The sequence below is a fragment of the Bordetella pertussis 18323 genome (genome assembly GCF_000306945.1).
In the GTDB taxonomy this organism is placed as follows: Bacteria; Pseudomonadota; Gammaproteobacteria; order Burkholderiales; family Burkholderiaceae_B; genus Bordetella; species Bordetella pertussis.
This window is the reverse complement of record NC_018518.1, coordinates 1199236-1216976: the sequence shown is the minus strand read 5'-3', so window position 1 is coordinate 1216976 and position 17741 is coordinate 1199236. Positions and strand designations below refer to the sequence as shown.

Here is a 17741-nt window from a genome sequence, read left to right as displayed (position 1 = left end):
CCGGCCGGGCTCCTTGAGTGAACTGGGGGGTCGGCGATTTCCAGTTTCTCAAATCCGGTTCGGATGAACCATGCATACAACCTATTGAATCTTCACATCTAGGCGCCGCCGCCTCGCCGCGGGGCGCGCCGCGCGCGCCCCGCATCCTGGCCCTCGTCCGTTCACATCCGGGATCTTCATGACCTCTACGGGTACTTTCCGCCTGCCCGCGGGGCCGGCGCTGGCCGCCTTGCTGGTGCTCGCCTTCCTGGCGCTGTTCCTGGTGTTTCCGGTGGGCACGGTGTTCTACACCGCCTTCGTCAACGCCGACGGCAGTTTCACGCTGGGCCACTTCGGCGCCTTCTTCAACCAGCCGCTGATGAAGGAAGCCTTCTTCAACAGCCTGTACGTGGCCGGCTGGTCGTCGCTGCTGGCCTCGCTGATCGCGGTGCCGCTGGCCTACTTCACGGTGCGCTTCGAGTTCCGCGGCGCGCTGCTGATCCAGACCCTGGGCGTGCTGCCGCTGATCATGCCGCCGTTCGTGGGCGCGGTGGCCATGCAGCTGATCTTCGGCCGCTCGGGCAGCGTCAATCTGCTGCTGGACGACTGGCTCGGCATCACCCTGCCCTTCATGGACGGATTGAACGGCGTCATCTTCGTCGAATCGCTGCATTACTTCCCGTTCATCCTGATGAACCTGGTGGTCGCGCTGCGCAACATCGACGGATCGATGGAGGAAGCCGCCTTCAACCTGGGGTCGCGCGGGTTCCGGCTGTTCTGCCGCATCATCTTTCCGCTGGCGCTGCCCGGCTACCTGGCCGGCACCTCGCTGGTGTTCGTCAAGGTGTTCGACGACCTGGGCACGCCGCTGGTGCTGGGCACCACCAACATGCTGGCGCCGCAGGCCTATCTGCGCATCACCCAGGTCGGGCTGGAAGATCCCCTGGGCTACGTGATCAGCGTGATCATGATCGGCTTTTCCATCCTGGCGCTGTGGCTGTCGGCCCGCGTGCTCAAGGGCAAGGACTACTCGACCCTGCAAAAGGGCGGCAACGCCATCCACAAGCGCCGCCTGCGCCCGGTCGAGTCGATGCTGGCCTATGCCTGGATCGGCGCGGTGCTGCTGCTCGTGCTCTCGCCCCACCTGGGCGTGCTGCTGCTGTCGCTGGCCAGCGTCTGGAGCTATGCGCCGCTGCCCGACGGCTACACGCTCGCCCACTACACCGCGGTCTTCACCGAGTCGCAGGGCATGATCGCCAATACGCTGCTGTACTGCGGCCTGGCCGCCGGCGTCGACGTCGTGCTGGGCACCGCCATCGCCTACCTCATGCTGCGCACCCGCCTGCCGGCGCGCCAGTGGCTGGACTTCATCGCCTCGGCGGCGCTGGCGATTCCGGGCATCGTGCTGGCCATCGGCTACCTGCGCACTTTCCGGGGCGTGGAAATCCCCGGTACCGGCGTGCTGTTGACCTCGTCCTGGGTGCTGATCATGATCGCCTATTCGGTGCGGCGCCTGCCCTATGCGCTGCGCTCGTGCGTGGCGGCCCTGCAGCAGATCAACGTGTCGCTCGAAGAGGCGGCCGAGTCGCTGGGCGCCAGCCGGCTGCGCACCATCCGCCGCATCGTCGTGCCGCTGATGGCCGGCGGCATGCTGGCCGGCTTCGTCACCAGCTTCATCACCGCCGCGGTCGAGCTGTCGGCCACCATCATGCTGGTCACGCGCGACAGCCAGGCGCCCATGAGCTACGGCATCTACCTGTACATGCAAAGCGCGGCCGGGCGCGGCCCGGGCGCGGCGCTGGGCGTGCTGGCCGTGGTCGCGGTCGGCATCGGCACCTACGTGTCTCACTTGCTGGTCGAGCGCGCCTCGGCGCGCCAGCGGCCGGCGCGCAGCGGAGAATCCTCATGAAGAAAGTCAGCGTCGAATGCCGCAACATCCGGCTTTCCTATGGCAGGAACGAAGTCCTCAAGGACATCAGCATCCATATCGAGCCCGGCGAATTCTTCGCCCTGCTCGGCCCGTCGGGATCGGGCAAATCCACCCTGCTGCGCCTGATCGCCGGCTTCAACCGGCAAAGCCATGGGCAGCTGCTGGTCGACGGCCGCGACATCGGCGCCAGGCCGCCCTGGGACCGCAATATCGGCATGGTGTTCCAGAACTATGCGCTGTGGCCGCACATGACGGTGTGGGACAACGTTGCCTTCGGCCTGGTCGAGCGGCGCCTGCCGCGCGCCGAGATCCGCGACAAGGTCGCCGCCGCGCTCGAACTCGTGGGTCTGGCCGACTTCGGGCGGCGCCGTCCCAACCAACTGTCCGGTGGCCAGCAGCAGCGCGTGGCGCTGGCGCGCACCATCGTCATCGAGCCGCAGGTGCTGCTGCTGGACGAGCCCCTGTCCAACCTGGACAAGAAGCTGCGGGTGCAGATGCGCCAGGACCTGCTGTCGCTGCAGCGGCGGCTGGGCATCACCACCATCTTCGTCACCCACGACCAGGAAGAGGCCATGACCACCGCCGACCGCATGGCGGTGCTGGACCATGGCGTGGTGCAGCAGATCGGCGCGCCCAGCACGCTGTTCGACTATCCGGTCAACCGCTTCGTGGCCAACTTCGTCGGCACCATGAACGTGCTGGAAGGCGAGGTGCGCGAGCGCTCGCGCGGCGGCGTGGTGCTGGCCGTCGACGGCGTGGGCGAGCTGCACCTGCCGGTCAATGGCGACGCGCCGCAGGCCGGGCGCCTCGCGGCCAGTTTCCGGCCCCACACGGTGCTGATCGAAATGGCCGACGGCACGGGCGACGCGCGCTATGTGTGGCTGCCCGGCGTGGTCGAAAGCAGCGAGTTCCTGGGCGAGTTCACCCGCTACCAGGTGCAGGTCGGCGAACAGCGGCTGACGGCGGACCAGCACCATCTGGCCGGCCTGTCGCCGTTTCCCGTCGGCGCGCCCGTGGCCGTGGGCCTGGAGCCCACCCAGATCAGGCTGCTGGCGGCATGAACGCCCCCTGCTCGCGCCGGGGCCCCGGCTCGCCGTAGACTGCGGCCATGGAGATCTACCAGATCCGCGCCTTCGTCACCGTCGCCCGCCTGGGCAATCTGACCAAGGCCGCCGAAGCGCTGTCGCTGACCCAGCCCGCCGTCACCGCCCAATTGAAGGCGCTGGAGCAGAGCCTGGGCGTGGCGCTGTTCGACCGGGCCGCGGGCCGGCTTAGCCTGGCCAAGGCCGGCGAAGCGCTGCTGCCCACCGCCGAGGCGCTGCTGGTGCTGGGCGCCCAGCTCAAGTCCGAGGCCCGCCAGCTGCAAGGCCAGCTGCAAGGCGTGATTGACCTGGGCGTGCCGAGCGAGCAGCCCGACTTCCTGCGCCTGGGCGAGCTGGCCGCCGCGCTGCGGCAGCACCTGCCGCTGGTGGAACTGAAAACCCACGTGCTGCCGTCCACCGCCCTGCTCGAACAAGTCGGCACGGCGCGGCTGGCCGGCGCGCTGACCATCGTCGCGCACCCGCCGCGCGGCGTGACCTGGCATGCCCTGCGCAGCGTGCGCTACCGCATCGCCCTGCCCGCCTCGCTGGCCGATACCCTGAAGCGCGCCGGCTGGCGCGACATCGCCCAGCTGCCCTGGCTGGACGGCCCGTCCGGCAGCCACCTGCACCTGCTGTTGCGCGATATGTTCGAGCGGCACGGCCTGGCGCCGCGGGTGGTGATGCAGAACGACGACCAGTCCAACCTGGACGCGCTGGTGCGCGCCGGCGCCGGCTGCGCCCTGCTGCGCGAGGAAACCGCCCTGGCCGGCGCGGCCGCCGGCGACTTCATCGTATGGGGCCAGGCGCGCGCCGACGCCACGCTGGGTTTCATCGCCCCGCCCGAGCAGGCTGGCGAACCCATGCTGGTCGCGTTAATCTCCATGATTCAAAAAATCTGGAAGCCCGGCGCCGCCGTGGCCACATGAATACAAGCGCATGACTGAAATCTGGTTCATCCGACACGGCGAAACCGACTGGAACCGCCAACGCCGCCTGCAAGGCTGGCAGGACATCCCGCTGAACGAATCCGGCCGCGAGCAGGCCCGCCTGCTGGCCGAGCGGCTGCGCGATACAGCCAGCGAACACCCCTTCGCCGCGCTCTACAGCAGCGATCTCAAGCGCGCGCACGACACGGCGGCCTCGCTGTCGGCCGCGCTGCAGCTGCGCGTACGCACCGAGCCCGGCATCCGCGAGCGCGGCTTCGGCGTGCTGGAAGGACTGGAAATGGAGAACCTGGAACAGCAGGCGCCGCAGGCCGCGCAGGCCTGGCGCAGCCGCGATCCGCTGCGTGCGCTGGAAGGCGGCGAGACGCTGGGGCAGTTCCAGGCGCGCATCATCGCCACCGTCGACGACCTGGCGGCCCGCCACGCCGGCGAACGCATCCTGGCCGTCACGCACGGCGGCGCGCTCGACATCATCTGGCGCCATGCCAGCGGCGTGCCCCTGGATGCCCCGCGCTACGCCGCGCTGCTCAACGTCAGCATCAACCGCGTCGCGATCGCGCAGCGCAAATGGGAAGTCCTGGGCTGGGGCGATGTCGAGCACATCGGCGCCGAAACCGGCAATGACGTAACCCCCTGACGCCACGGCAGGCGCCTGCCCTGCGTGTGCCTGTCCCCGCGGGGACAGGCACCCTTGCCGCGGGTGTCGCTCCCCCATGCGGGGACAGGCACTCCGGATACCGCCGCCGCTCGTCCCCCTACTGCCCTCGCCTCGGCTTGCGCGGCGCGTCGCGCGCCAGGCGGTCATAGACGGCGTCGGGCAGCAGGCGCATCAGCTTGGCCACCACGCCCATCTGCCAGGGAATCACCCGATACGACACGCCGCGCGATCGCCGCATGGGCGCGCCCGGCGAAAGCGTCGGCTTCCATCAGGAACGGCATGGCATAAGGGTTGTGGGCCGTCATGGCGGTCTTCACATAGCCCGGCGCGATGGTCACCACCCGCACGCCGGCCTGCGCCAGCTCCAGCCGCAGGCTTTCGCAATACGTCGCGACCGCCGCCTTGGACGCGCTGTAGGCGCCGGCGCCGGGCAGCCCGCGCACGCCCGCGACGCTGGCGATGCCCACCAGCCGCCCGGCGCGCGCGGCGCGCATGCCGGCGATGAAGGGCTCGAAGGTGGCGACGGTGGCCAGCAGGTTGGTGTCGACGATTTCCTTGAACACCGCGTAGTCCTCGCCCGCTTCGGTCAGCGTGCCGGCGCTGACCCCGGCGCTGGCGATCACGACATCGACCCGCCCGCCGCAATGGGCGATGAAATCCTGCGCGGCCGCGTGCAGCGCCGCGCGGTCGCGCACGTCCACGGCATAGCAGCGGTGCTGCCCGGGCAGGCTGGACGCCAGCGCCTCGAGCGCCTGCGCGCGCCGGCCCAGCAGCCCCAGCCGCGCGCCATCGGCGGCGTAGCGCCGCGCCAGTGCCTGCCCCAGCCCGCTGCTGGCGCCCGTGATGAATACATGCTGCATGCCTGTCGTCCTGGAATCGGGAAACGGATGTCCGCGCCAGGATACCGGACTTGGCTGTGCGGCGGTGCCTGTCCCCGCGGGGACAGGCACCAAAAAAAAAACCCATCCCGGCATGGCGCCGTGGATGGGGCGGACGTTCGAGGCGCCGCCTTACTGCGCGGTCAGCCCGGCGTGCAGCTCCTGCAAGGGGTAGACCTGCAGGCCCAGCCCCTGGCGCATGAATTGCATGCCTTCCACCGCGGCGCGCGCGCCGGCGATGGTGGTGAAGAACGTGATGCGGTTGGCCAGCGCCTGGGTGCGGATGGTGCGCGAGTCGGCGATGGCGTTGCGGCGCTCTTCGACGGTGTTGATCACCAGCGAGACTTCGCCGTTCTTGACCATGTCGACGATGTGCGGACGGCCCTCGGTGACCTTGTTGACCACCTGCACCGGAATGCCGGCGGCCTCGATCTCGGCGGCGGTGCCGCGCGTGGCCACCAGCTTGAAGCCCAGGTTGTGCAGGCCGCGGGCGACCTCGACGGCGCGCGGCTTGTCCTGGTTCCGCACGCTGATGAAGACCGTGCCCGAGTCGGGCAGGCGCACGCCGGCGGCCAGCTGCGACTTGACGAAGGCCTCGCCGAAGCTGTTGCCCACGCCCATGACTTCGCCGGTCGACTTCATTTCCGGGCCGAGGATGGTGTCCACGCCCGGGAACTTGACGAACGGGAAGACGGCTTCCTTGACGCTGAAGTACGGCGGCACGACTTCGCGCGTGATGCCCTGGTCGGCCAGCGTGCGGCCGGCCATGGCGCGCGCGGCGATCTTGGCCAGCTGCAGGCCGGTGGCCTTGGACACGTACGGCACGGTGCGCGAGGCGCGCGGATTCACTTCCAGCACGTAGACGTCGCCGCCCTGGATGGCGAATTGCACGTTCATCAGGCCCGAGACGTTGAGCGCCTTGGCCATCATGGTGGTCTGGCGCTTGATCTCGGCGATCACCTCGGCCGACAGCGAGTACGGCGGCAGGCTGCACGCCGAGTCGCCCGAGTGCACGCCGGCCTGCTCGATGTGCTCCATGACGCCGCCGATGAACACGGTCTGGCCGTCGGCCAGGCAGTCCACGTCGACTTCGGTGGCGTCGTTCAGGAAGCGGTCCAGCAGCACCGGCGAGTCATTGCTGACCTTGACGGCCTCGCGCATGTAGCGCTCGAGGTCCTGCTGCTCGTGCACGATTTCCATCGCGCGCCCGCCCAGCACGTAGCTGGGGCGCACCACCAGCGGGTAGCCGATCTCGCTGGCGTGCGCCAGGGCCTCGGCCTCGGTGCGCGCGGTGCGGTTGGGCGGCTGGCGCAGGCCCAGCTTGTTCAGCAGCTTCTGGAAGCGCTCGCGATCCTCGGCCACGTCGATCGACTCGGGGCTGGTGCCGATGATGGACACGCCGTTGGCCTCGAGCGCGCGCGCCAGTTTCAGCGGGGTCTGGCCGCCGTACTGGACGATCATGCCAACCGGATTTTCCTTGTGGACGATTTCCAGCACGTCTTCCAGCGTCAGCGGCTCGAAGTACAGGCGATCGGAGGTGTCGTAGTCGGTCGAGACGGTTTCCGGGTTGCAGTTGACCATGATGGTCTCGTAGCCGTCTTCGCGCAGCGCCAGCGCGGCGTGCACGCAGCAATAGTCGAACTCGATGCCCTGGCCGATGCGGTTCGGACCGCCGCCGAGCACGATGATCTTCTTGCGGTCGGTCGGCTGGGACTCGCACTCTTCCTCGTACGTGGAATACATGTACGCGGTGTTGGTGGCGAATTCGGCGGCGCAGGTGTCCACGCGCTTGTAGACCGGACGCACGTTGAGCTGGTGGCGCAGCTTGCGCACTTCGGACTCGGACGAATCCAGCAGGAACGCCAGGCGGCGGTCGGAAAAACCGCGCCGCTTCAGCTCCCACAGGGTGGCGTAGTCGAGATCGGCCAGCGTCTTCTGCTCGAGCGCGAGCTCGATGTCGACGATTTCCTTGATCTGCGCCAGGAACCACGGATCGATGCGCGTCAGGCCGTGCACCTCGTCCAGCGTGAAGCCCTGGGCGAAGGCATCGCCCACGTACCAGATGCGCTCGGGGCCGGGCTCGCCCAGCTCGATCTGCAGCTTCTCGCGGTCGGTGGTCTTCTGGTTCAGGCCGTCCACGCCGACTTCCAGGCCGCGCAGGGCTTTCTGGAACGACTCCTGGAAAGTACGGCCCATGGCCATGACTTCGCCCACCGACTTCATCTGGGTGGTCAGGCGCGCATCGGCCTGCGGGAATTTCTCGAACGCGAAGCGCGGCACCTTGGTGACCACGTAGTCGATGGTCGGCTCGAACGAGGCCGGGGTGGCGCCGCCGGTGATCTCGTTGCGCAGCTCGTCCAGCGTGTAGCCCACGGCCAGGCGCGCGGCGACCTTGGCGATGGGAAAGCCGGTGGCCTTGGAGGCCAGCGCCGACGAACGCGACACGCGCGGGTTCATCTCGATGACGATCATGCGGCCGTTCTGCGGATTGACCGCGAACTGCACGTTCGAACCGCCGGTGTCCACGCCGATCTCGCGCAATACCGCGATCGACGCGTTGCGCATGATCTGGTATTCCTTGTCGGTCAGCGTCTGGGCCGGCGCCACGGTGATCGAATCGCCGGTGTGCACGCCCATCGGGTCCAGGTTCTCGATCGAGCAGACGATGATGCAGTTGTCCGCCTTGTCGCGCACCACTTCCATCTCGAACTCTTTCCAGCCGAGCAGCGACTCCTCGATCAGCAGCTCCTTGGTCGGCGAGGCTTCCAGCCCGCGGCGGCAGATGACTTCGAATTCCTCGGCGTTATAGGCGATGCCGCCGCCCGAGCCGCCCAGCGTGAAGCTGGGGCGGATGACGACGGGAAAGCCCGCCGTGCCGATGTCGGCCGCGATGCGGCGCTGCACTTCCCAGGCCTCGTCCATCGAGTGGGCCACGCCCGACTTGGCCGATTCCAGGCCGATGTCGGTCATGGCCTGCTTGAACTTCTGGCGGTCTTCGGCCTTCTCGATGGCGTGCTCGTTGGCGCCGATCAGCTCGACGTTGTGCTTTTTCAGCACGCCGTGGTGGGCCAGGTCGAGCGCGCAGTTCAGCGCGGTCTGGCCACCCATGGTGGGCAGCAGCGCATCGGGCTTCTCGCGCTCGATGATCTTCTCGACCGCTTGCCACGTGATGGGCTCGATATAGGTGACGTCCGCCGTTTCGGGGTCGGTCATGATGGTGGCGGGGTTGCTGTTGACCAGGATGGTCCGGTAACCCTCGGCCTTGAGCGCCTTGCACGCCTGGGCGCCCGAATAGTCGAACTCGCAGGCCTGGCCGATGATGATCGGGCCGGCGCCGATGATGAGGATGCTTTTTAGATCTGTACGCTTGGGCATGGTGGAATCTTTATTTCTGGCCGGCCATCAGGCTGATGAACTTGTCGAACAGCACGATGATGTCGTGCGGCCCGGGGCTGGCTTCGGGGTGGCCCTGGAAGCAGAACGCCGGCCGGTCGGTCAGCTCGAAACCCTGCAGCGTGCCGTCGAACAGCGAGATGTGCGTGACGCGCGTATTGGCCGGCAGGGTCGCGGCGTCGACCGCGAAACCGTGGTTCTGGCTGGTGATGAAGACGCGCCCGGACTGCACGTCCTGCACCGGGTGGTTGGCCCCGTGGTGGCCGGTCTTCATCTTGACGGTCTTGCCGCCCAGCGCCAGGCCCATCAGCTGGTGGCCCAGGCAGATGCCGAACACCGGCAGCTTGCGCTCCAGGAAGGCGCGCGTGGCGTCCACCGCGTAGTCGCACGGCTCGGGATCGCCCGGGCCGTTGGACAGGAACACGCCGTCGGGTTGCAGCTTGAACGCTTCCTCGGCGGTAGTCTGCGCCGGCACCAGCGTGACACGGCAGCCGCGATCGGCCAGCAGGCGCAGGATGTTGCTCTTGACGCCATAGTCATAGGCCACGACGTGGAAGCGGTCCTGGGCCGGCTGCGTGTAGCCCGAGCCCAGTTCCCAGGTGCCCTGGGTCCAGTCGGCGCGCTCCTTGATGGAGACGACCTTGGCCAGGTCCTGGCCGCTCATGCCCGGAAAGCCGCGGGCCAGCTCGACCGCGCGCTCGGCGTCCTCGCCGACCAGGATGCACGAGCCCTGGGCGCCGGACTCGCGCAGGATGCGGGTCAGCTTGCGCGTGTCGATGCCCGCAATGGCGACGATGCCTTGCGCGTTCAGGTACTCGGGCAGCGATTGCGTGGCGCGGAAATTGGACACGCGCGCCGGGCAGTCGCGCACCACCAGACCGGCGGCGTACACACGATTGGCCTCGACGTCTTCAGGATTGACGCCGGTATTGCCAATGTGGGGATAGGTCAGCATGACGGTCTGCCCGGCGTAGCTCGGGTCTGTCAGGATTTCCTGGTATCCGGTCATCGAAGTGTTGAACACCACTTCGGCCACGGTATGCCCAGGCACGCCTATCGATACGCCCCGAAAAATGGTACCGTCCGCCAAAGCCAGAATTGCAGGAGGGAAGCGGTTGATCCCCTCGGGAAAAAGTTGCGGCAGCACAGTAAACCCCGGTTTCAGAATCGATAATCAAACTTTCAGATTATACCCTGGACAACCAATTTTCCCCGCATGGCGCGCCGGATAAGGCTGCGCGGGCAGATCATCCGGGCCGACGGCCATGCCGGCATCGCTGCGTCCCCAAAATTTTCCAGCCGTTGCCCGGCCCATGCGCGACGGGGTGCTACCCTAGGGGTTCCGCCACTCATTGTCCGCTCAGATTCGCCTTATGCCCAGCCAACTCGAAGCGTTGCGCCGCCATACCGTTGTCGTTGCCGATACCGGCGATTTCGAAGCGATGCGTGCGCTGCGCCCCACCGACGCCACCACCAACCCCTCGCTGATCCTCAAGGCCGTGCAGCAAGAGGCGTACCGGCCGCTGCTGGTCCAGACGGCGCGCGCGCACCAGGGCGCCTCGCCGGCCGAGATCACCGACCGCCTGCTGGTCGCGTTCGGCCGCCAGATCCTCGATATCGTGCCGGGCCGGGTCTCCACCGAGGTGGATGCGCGCCTGTCCTTCGACACGCGCGCCACGGTCGAGCGCGCCCGCGGCCTGATCGCCCTGTACCAGGCGGCCGGCGTGCCGCGCGAACGGGTGCTGATCAAGATCGCCTCCACCTGGGAGGGCATCCAGGCCGCGCGCGTGCTGCAGGCCGAGGGCATCCGCTGCAACCTGACGCTGCTGTTCTGCCTGCCGCAGGCGGCGGCCTGCGCCGACGCCGGCGTGCAGCTGATCTCGCCGTTCGTCGGCCGCATCTACGACTGGCACAAGAAGAACGCCGGCGCCGAGTGGGTCGAGGATGCGCGCCGCGGCGCCAACGATCCGGGCGTGCAATCGGTCAGCCGCATCTATCGCTATTACAAGCGCTTCGGCATCGAGACCGAGATCATGGGCGCCAGCTTCCGCAACGTGGACCAGATCCTGGCGCTGGCCGGCTGCGACCTGCTGACGATCAGCCCGGAACTGCTGACCCGGCTGGCGCAGACCGAGGGCGAGGTGCCCGCCGCGCTGTCGCCGCAGGCCGGCCATGACGACGCCGACGCGGTCCGCCTGGATGGCGGCGAGGTGGCGTTCCGTACGCAGCTCAACGAAGACGCGATGGCCAGCGAGAAACTGTCCGAGGGCATCCGCCTGTTCGTGGCCGATGCGCGCAAGCTGGATGCGCTGATCGAATCGCACGGCGCGGCCTAGCTGTGAAGATTCAATAGGTTGTATGCATGGTTCATCCGAACCGGATTTGAGAAACTGGAAATCGCCGACCCCCCAGTTCACTCAAGGAGCCCGGCCGGATGAACACCCATAAGCATGCCCGATTGACCTTCCTACGTCGACTCGAAATGGTCCAGCAATTGATCGCCCATCAAGTTTGTGTGCCTGAAGCGGCCCGCGCCTATGGGGTCACCGCGCCGACTGTGCGCAAATGGCTGGGCCGCTTCCTGGCTCAGGGCCAGGCGGGCTTGGCCGATGCGTCCTCGCGCCCGACGGTCTCGCCCCGAGCGATTGCGCCGGCCAAGGCGCTGGCTATCGTGGAGCTGCGCCGCAAGCGGCTGACCCAAGCGCGCATCGCCCAGGCGCTGGGCGTGTCAGCCAGCACCGTCAGCCGCGTCCTGGCCCGCGCCGGTCTGTCGCACCTGGCCGACCTGGAGCCGGCCGAGCCGGTGGTGCGCTACGAGCATCAGGCCCCCGGCGATCTGCTGCACATCGACATCAAGAAGCTGGGACGTATCCAGCGCCCTGGCCACCGGGTCACGGGCAACCGACGCGATACCGTTGAGGGGGCCGGCTGGGACTTCGTCTTCGTGGCCATCGATGACCACGCCCGCGTGGCCTTCACCGACATCCACCCCGACGAGCGCTTCCCCAGCGCCGTCCAGTTCCTCAAGGACGCAGTGGCCTACTACCAGCGCCTGGGCGTGACCATCCAGCGCTTGCTCACCGACAATGGCTCGGCCTTTCGCAGCCGCGCCTTCGCCGCGCTGTGCCATGAGCTGGGCATCAAGCACCGCTTTACCCGACCTTACCGCCCACAGACCAATGGCAAGGCCGAACGCTTCATCCAGTCGGCCTTGCGTGAGTGGGCTTACGCTCACACCTACCAGAACTCCCAACACCGAGCCGATGCCATGAAATCCTGGCTACACCACTACAACTGGCATCGACCCCACCAAGGCATCGGGCGCGCTGTACCCATCTCCAGACTCAACCTGGACGAATACAACCTATTGACAGTTCACAGCTAGGCTGTCCGGCTATACCGCCACGCCGAACAAGGCCCCCACGCCCGCGGTCAGGGCCATGGCGGCCGCCCCCAGCAACACCACCCGCACGGCGGCCGGCCCCACCGGCGCGCCGCCGGCGCGCGCGGCCACCGCGCCCAGTATGCCCAGCCCGGCCACCGACCCGGCGATCACCACCGGCATCAGTTGCGCCAGCGGCGCCGCCATGGCGATGGCCAGCGGCAGCACCGCCCCGACGGCGAACGACGCGGCCGAGGCCAGCGCCGCCTGCACCGGCTGGGCGCGGTTGTGCACCGAGATGCCCAGCTCGTCGCGCGCGTGCGCGTCCAGGGCGTTGTGGCGCGTCAGCTGCCGGGCCACCTGCCCCGCCAGGTCGGGCGACAGGCCGCGCTCGACATAGATGCCGGTCAGTTCTTCCAGCTCTTCGCGCGAATTGCGCTTGAGCGAACTCTGTTCCAGCCGCAGATCGGCCGCCTCGATATCGGCCTGGGACTTCACCGATACGTACTCGCCGGCGGCCATGGACAGCGCTCCGGCCACCAGGCCGGCCAGGCCCGAAGTCAGGATGGCGGCATAGCTGGCTTGCGCGGCCGCCACCCCGGCGATCAGGCTGGCGGTGGAGACGATGCCGTCATTGGCGCCCAGCACCGCGGCGCGCAGCCAGCCGGAACGGAAGATGCGATGGTGGGATCGGGCGGGCATGGGCAGGCGTCACTCGTGGCGGCCGGGATTGGCGCGCCAAGTATAGGCCGCCGCGCCGTTCAACGCGGCGTCACCCGCACCGCGGTCATCAGCCCCACCAGGCACAGCGTGCTGCGCTCGCCGCGGCAGGCGCGCAGCTCCACCTGGCAGATGCTCAGCCGCCTGCCGGGCTTTAGCACCTTGCCGCTGGCGACAAAGTGCTCGCCATCGGCCGGCGCCAGGAAGTTCATCTTGAACTCCGATGTCAGCACGTCTTCGCCGGGTCCGAACAGCGTATAGGCGGCATAGCCCCCCGCGCTGTCGGCAATGGTGGTGGAAATGCCGGCATGCAGGAAACCGTTCTGCTGGCACAGGTCGGCGCGATACGGCAACGCGATCTCGACCTCGCCGGGTTCGACGGCGCCCAGGCGCGCGCCGATCAGCGCCATGACGCTCTGGCGGGCAAAGTTGTCGTGCACGCGCTGGCGCGCCGCCTCGAAAGCCTCGGTATCAGGCATGCAAGCCTCTCGCGGAATGGCCCTGGCCGCCCGGCCAGGGCGGGATCAGTTGCGCTCGCCCGGCGAATACAGATTGACGATGCTGGAGAAGTCCAGCCCGCCGCTGCCGCCCTGGCTGTGCAGCGAATACAGGTTGCGCGCCAGCTCTCCCAGCGGGATGGACGAGCGCGTGCCCAGCGCCGCCTCGGCCGCCAGCCCCAGGTCCTTGAGCATCAGGTCCACGCCGAAGCCCCCGGCATAGCCCTTGGACGCCGGCGCATGCTCCATGACGCCCGGCCAGGGGTTGTAGAGCTCGGTGGCCCAGTTGCGGCCCGAGCTCTTGCTGATGATGTCCGACAGCACCTTGGGGTCCAGGCCGTTGGCCACGCCCAGCGCCAGCGCCTCGGACGTACCGGCCATGAGGATGCCCAGCAGCATGTTGTTGCAGATCTTGGCCACCTGCCCGGCGCCGGCGCCGCCGGCATGGAAGATGTTCTTGCCCATGCTGGCCAGTACCGGCCGCGCGCGCTCCAGCGCCGGCGCCTCGCCCCCGACGATGAACGTCAGCGTGCCGGCCGCGGCGCCGCCCGTGCCGCCGGATACCGGCGCATCGATCATGGCGATGCCGCGCGCCTGCGCGGCGGCGGCCACCTTGCGCGCCGAATCGGGCGCGATGGTGCTGCACTCGATGACCAGCGCGCTGGCGCCGATGCTGGCCAGCAGGTCCTGGCCCAGGTACAGGCCTTCGACATGCTTGCTGGCCGGCAGCATGGAAATGACGAGTTCGGCGCCCTGCACCGCCTCGGCGGCCGAACCGGCCGCGCGCGCGCCAGCGTCGGTCAGCGTCTTGACCGCCGCCGGCACCAGGTCGAATACCGTCAGGTCGTGGCCCGCCTTGACCAGGTTCAGCGCCATGGGCGCGCCCATGTTGCCCAGACCGATGAATGCAATGCTGCTCATGATGGTTGTCTCCTGTGCGTCATAGGGGAACGAGCGAACCGGCGCGCCTAGGCGCCGTGGCCCAGGTCCGCCAGCGGGTGGGGCTGGCCGGCCGGCCAGGGCTCGTCAAAGAACTTGCGCACCCAGTCGTCGCTGGCCTCGGACAGGGTGGCGGGATTCCAGCGCGGCTGCCTGTCCTTGTCGACCAGCAGCGCACGGATGCCTTCGGCGAAATCGCCGTGCGCCGCGCAGGCCAGCGCGGCCACGTACTCGATGCGGAACACATCGGCCAGCGAACGCAGCCGCGTATGCTGCTGCAGGGCATACGCCAGCCGCGCCGAACCGGGCGAACCGGCCAGCATGGTGGCCGCGGCCCTGGCCAGCCAGGGATCGGCGTGATCCTTGAGCTCGGCGATCTCGGCGTAGATGTCGTCCAGCCGCTTGCCGCTGCACAGGCTGTTCACCAGGAACGAATGCTGGCGCAGGGGGCCGGGCTCCAGCTGCGTGGCCGGTTCGTGCGCCAGCAGCGCCTGGCGCAGCAGGCCGTCGTTGATCGAGCGCGGCGCCGCGTTGCCGGTGCCGGGCCCGCCCGGCTGGCCGGCCCACGGCAGGCTCAGCAGGGAGGCGCAGAAATCCGGCCACTGCGCCGAATCGAGCCGGAAATCGGCCAGCCCGGCGAAGAAGGCGTCGGAGGCGTTCACGTGCGCGCCGGTCAGCGCCAGGAACAGCCCGGTGCGCCCCGGCATGCGGTTGAGCAGCCAGCTGCCGCCCACGTCGGGAAACAGCCCGATGGTGATCTCGGGCATGGCCATGCGCGTGGTCTCGCTGACCACGCGGTGGCTGGCGCCCATCATCAGGCCCACGCCGCCGCCCATGACGATGCCATGGCCCCAGCACAGCACCGGCTTGGGGTAGGTGTGGATCAGGTAGTCCAGCCGGTACTCGTGCTCGAAGAAGCGGCGCGCATGGGTATTGGCCCAGGGATCGCCACCGGTGTTCTCGCGCATGCTGCGGTACAGCCCGTGCAGGTCGCCGCCGGCGCAGAACGCCTTCTCGCCCGCCCCCTGCAGGATGAACATCGCCACGGCCGCGTCGGCGGCCCAGGCGCGCAGGCGCGCGTCGAGCAGCTCGACCATCTCGAGCGACAGGCCATTGAGGGTCTGCGGCGCATTGAGCGTGGCCACGCCCAGGCGCACGCCATTGTCGGCAATTCGTTCTTCAAACAGCACGGGCGCATTCATCGGATATCGGCTCCTTTTTCAAGCAATTGTCGGGCGACGATGACCCGCATGATCTCGTTCGTGCCCTCCAGGATCTGGTGCACGCGAGTATCGCGCACCAGGCGCTCGAGCGGATAGTCGCGCAAATACCCATATCCGCCATGGATCTGCTGCGCGTCCAGGCAGATCTGGAAACCCATGTCGGTGGCGAAGCGCTTGGCCATGGCGCAATAGGTGCTGGCGTCGGCCGAGCCGGCGTCCAGCTTGCAGGCGGCCAGCCGCACCATCTGGCGCGCCGCCACCAGGTGCGTGGCCATGTCGGCCAGCTTGAACTGCAGCGCCTGGAACTGCGCCAGCTTGCGGTTGAACTGGCGCCGCTCGTCCATGCAGCGGCGCGCCGCGTCCATGGCGCCCTGGGCCGCGCCGACCGAGCAGGTGCCGATGTTGATGCGCCCGCCGTCCAGGCCCTTCATGGCGATCTTGAAGCCCTCGCCGGGCTCGCCCAGCATGTGCGAGGCGGGCACGCGCACCTGCTCGAACGTGATGGGCCGCGTGGACTGGCTGTTCCAGCCCATCTTCTCTTCCTTGCGGCCATAGGCGATGCCCGCGGCGTCGGCGGGCACGGCAAAGGCGCTGACCCCGCCGGGCCCGTCGCCGCCGGTGCGCGCCATCACCACCAGCAGGTCGGTATCGCCGCCGCCCGAAATGAAGGCCTTGGCGCCGTTGAGCACGTAATCATCGCCCTGGCGCTCGGCCCGCGTGGCCAGCGAGCCGGCATCCGAGCCCGCATTGGGTTCGGTCAGGCAGTACGACGCCAGCTTCTCGCCGCTGGCCAGCAGCGGCCCCCACTGCTCGCGCACCGCCGGCCGGGCCCATTGCCCCACCATCCAGGTGGCCATGTTGTGGATCGTCAGGAACGCCGTGGTCGAGGGGTCCACGGCCGCCATCTCCTCGAAGACCAGCGTGGCGTCGAGCCGGGGCAGCCCCAGTCCGCCGATCTCCTCGCTGGCATAGATGGCGCAAAAGCCCAGTTCGCCGGCGCGGGCGAAGGCCTCGCGCGGGAAAATGCCCTCGGCGTCCCAGCGCGCCGCGTGCGGGGCCAGTTCGCCCTGTGCATAGTCGCGCGCGGCCTGCGCGAACGCGCGCTGCTCGTCGGTGAGTTCGAAATCCACGGCCAGTCTCCAGATGTTCTCGGTATGGTCATGCGGCTGCGTGGCGATCTTGTGAATCGCCGGCGGCCGCTCGACATGACGTTAACGTAAACGTAAGTCGTTGGCGAGTATGTTACGCCCGAAACGGCCGCGCACTGTCTTGCCGGCGACAATGTGGGCGCCTGGACGCCGCAATCGCCCCGGGAAGCCCGCGGCCTTACAGCAGGCCGGCCGGACGCGCCTTGCCGCCGCGCGCGGCCAGCGCACGCCGGTGCTCGGCCCGCCGCCGGCGCGACTCCTTGGGGTCGAAGCTGAGGCCCCGGTAGATTTCCACCCGGTCGCCATCGGCCAGCGGCGCGTCGGCCGCCTGCGCCTTGCCGAACACCCCCACGCCATGCGCCCAGGGATCCTGGCCGCGGTGCGCCGCGGCAAAGCCGCTGGCGGCCACCGCGTCGGCCACCGTGGCGCCGGCCGGCAGCGTGACGGCGCGCTGCCATGCCCCGTCCGGGCATGCATGGCAGACCGTCACGCGCAGCGAACCGGCGGGCGCCGGCGTGTCATTCGCCATACTTGGCCTGCGCGCGCTTGGTGAACGAATCGATGAAGCTGGCCGCGATACGGTTGAACACCGGGCCCACCACCATTTCGAGGGCGCGGTTGGAGAACGCGTACTCCAGCGTGAACAGCACCTTGCAGGCATCCTCGGCCAGCGGCTGGAATACCCAATGGCCCACCAGCATCGAGAAAGGCCCGTCGACCAGCTCGAGATCGATGCGCTGCGGATAATCGTGCGTGTTGCGCGTGCTGAAGCGCTGTTTCAGGCCCGCGAAGCTGATCAGGATCGAGGCCTGCATGCCGTGCTCGGAGCGCGAGTGCACCTCGGCGCCGCCGCACCACGGCATGAATTCGGGGTATTTCTCGACATCGGCCACCAGGTCGAACATCTGGGCGGCCGAATACGGAACCAGGACGGATCGTTGGACTTTGTGCATCAGCTATCGCAAATG

General features: G+C 68.5%; 16 protein-coding genes and 1 pseudogene. 7 read left to right on the top strand and 10 right to left on the bottom strand.

Going from position 1 to position 17741, the window contains the following annotated elements; all coding sequences use genetic code 11:
* Positions 1-17: 17 nt before the first annotated feature.
* Genes BN118_RS20390 through BN118_RS05745 form a run of 5 tightly spaced genes read left to right on the top strand, consistent with a single transcriptional unit; the run spans position 18 to position 4572 of the window.
* Positions 18-182, top strand: coding sequence for a hypothetical protein (locus tag BN118_RS20390; protein ID WP_162268680.1), 165 nt, complete (start codon positions 18-20; stop codon positions 180-182).
* Positions 179-1888, top strand: coding sequence for an ABC transporter permease (locus BN118_RS05760; protein WP_014905613.1), 1710 nt, complete (start codon positions 179-181; stop codon positions 1886-1888). Before BN118_RS20390 ends, BN118_RS05760 begins: the two co-directional genes overlap by 4 nt.
* Positions 1885-2970 (top strand): ABC transporter ATP-binding protein, encoded by a 1086-nt coding sequence (locus BN118_RS05755; RefSeq protein WP_014905612.1) that lies wholly within the window; start codon positions 1885-1887, stop codon positions 2968-2970. Before BN118_RS05760 ends, BN118_RS05755 begins: the two co-directional genes overlap by 4 nt.
* A gap of 47 nt (positions 2971-3017) precedes the next feature.
* On the top strand, positions 3018-3917 hold the full coding sequence (locus tag BN118_RS05750; RefSeq protein ID WP_014905611.1) for a LysR family transcriptional regulator: 900 nt from the start codon (positions 3018-3020) through the stop codon (positions 3915-3917).
* A 10-nt stretch (positions 3918-3927) separates the two neighbouring features.
* Positions 3928-4572, top strand: coding sequence for a histidine phosphatase family protein (locus BN118_RS05745; RefSeq protein WP_003809593.1), 645 nt, complete (start codon positions 3928-3930; stop codon positions 4570-4572).
* Positions 4573-4690: 118 nt separating this feature from the next.
* Here the strand turns inward: BN118_RS05745 and BN118_RS05740 are convergent.
* From BN118_RS05740 to carA, 3 genes and pseudogenes are all read right to left on the bottom strand, one after another.
* Positions 4691-5453 (bottom strand): annotated as a pseudogene (locus BN118_RS05740) (SDR family oxidoreductase).
* 150 nt (positions 5454-5603) lie between these two features.
* Positions 5604-8846: a carbamoyl-phosphate synthase large subunit gene (carB, locus tag BN118_RS05735; RefSeq protein WP_010930366.1), complete on the bottom strand. Its 3243-nt coding sequence runs from the start codon at positions 8844-8846 to the stop codon at positions 5604-5606.
* A gap of 10 nt (positions 8847-8856) precedes the next feature.
* Entirely contained in the window at positions 8857-10011 is a 1155-nt protein-coding gene (carA, locus tag BN118_RS05730) for a glutamine-hydrolyzing carbamoyl-phosphate synthase small subunit (protein ID WP_023852833.1), read from the bottom strand.
* A 226-nt stretch (positions 10012-10237) separates the two neighbouring features.
* Here carA and tal point away from each other — a divergent pair, with 226 nt between their 5' ends.
* Complete coding sequence (gene tal / locus BN118_RS05725; RefSeq protein ID WP_010930364.1) at positions 10238-11200, top strand: transaldolase; 963 nt, start codon at positions 10238-10240, stop codon at positions 11198-11200.
* A 98-nt stretch (positions 11201-11298) separates the two neighbouring features.
* Complete coding sequence (locus BN118_RS05720) at positions 11299-12249, top strand: IS481-like element IS481 family transposase (protein WP_005012067.1); 951 nt, start codon at positions 11299-11301, stop codon at positions 12247-12249.
* 9 nt (positions 12250-12258) lie between these two features.
* Here BN118_RS05720 and BN118_RS05715 read toward each other — a convergent pair whose 3' ends face one another.
* The 7 genes from BN118_RS05715 to BN118_RS05685 form a co-directional block, all read right to left on the bottom strand.
* Positions 12259-12948, bottom strand: coding sequence for a VIT1/CCC1 transporter family protein (locus tag BN118_RS05715; protein WP_014905610.1), 690 nt, complete (start codon positions 12946-12948; stop codon positions 12259-12261).
* A 59-nt stretch (positions 12949-13007) separates the two neighbouring features.
* Positions 13008-13445, bottom strand: a complete 438-nt coding sequence (locus BN118_RS05710; RefSeq protein ID WP_003811741.1) for a PaaI family thioesterase — start codon at positions 13443-13445, stop codon at positions 13008-13010.
* Positions 13446-13490: 45 nt separating this feature from the next.
* Positions 13491-14384 (bottom strand): 3-hydroxyisobutyrate dehydrogenase, encoded by an 894-nt coding sequence (gene mmsB / locus BN118_RS05705; RefSeq protein ID WP_003811743.1) that lies wholly within the window; start codon positions 14382-14384, stop codon positions 13491-13493.
* A 47-nt stretch (positions 14385-14431) separates the two neighbouring features.
* Positions 14432-15604 carry an enoyl-CoA hydratase/isomerase family protein gene (locus BN118_RS05700; protein ID WP_014905609.1) on the bottom strand — a complete coding sequence of 391 codons (1173 nt, stop codon included), beginning with the start codon at positions 15602-15604 and terminating at the stop codon, positions 14432-14434.
* Complete coding sequence (locus BN118_RS05695; protein WP_014905608.1) at positions 15601-16755, bottom strand: acyl-CoA dehydrogenase family protein; 1155 nt, start codon at positions 16753-16755, stop codon at positions 15601-15603. The genes BN118_RS05700 and BN118_RS05695 overlap by 4 nt, the downstream gene beginning before the upstream one ends.
* Positions 16756-16951: 196 nt before the next feature.
* Positions 16952-17302: an RnfH family protein gene (locus BN118_RS05690; RefSeq protein WP_003811750.1), complete on the bottom strand. Its 351-nt coding sequence runs from the start codon at positions 17300-17302 to the stop codon at positions 16952-16954.
* Positions 17292-17726, bottom strand: a complete 435-nt coding sequence (locus tag BN118_RS05685; RefSeq protein ID WP_003811752.1) for a type II toxin-antitoxin system RatA family toxin — start codon at positions 17724-17726, stop codon at positions 17292-17294. The genes BN118_RS05690 and BN118_RS05685 overlap by 11 nt, the downstream gene beginning before the upstream one ends.
* Positions 17727-17741: the final 15 nt, after the last annotated feature.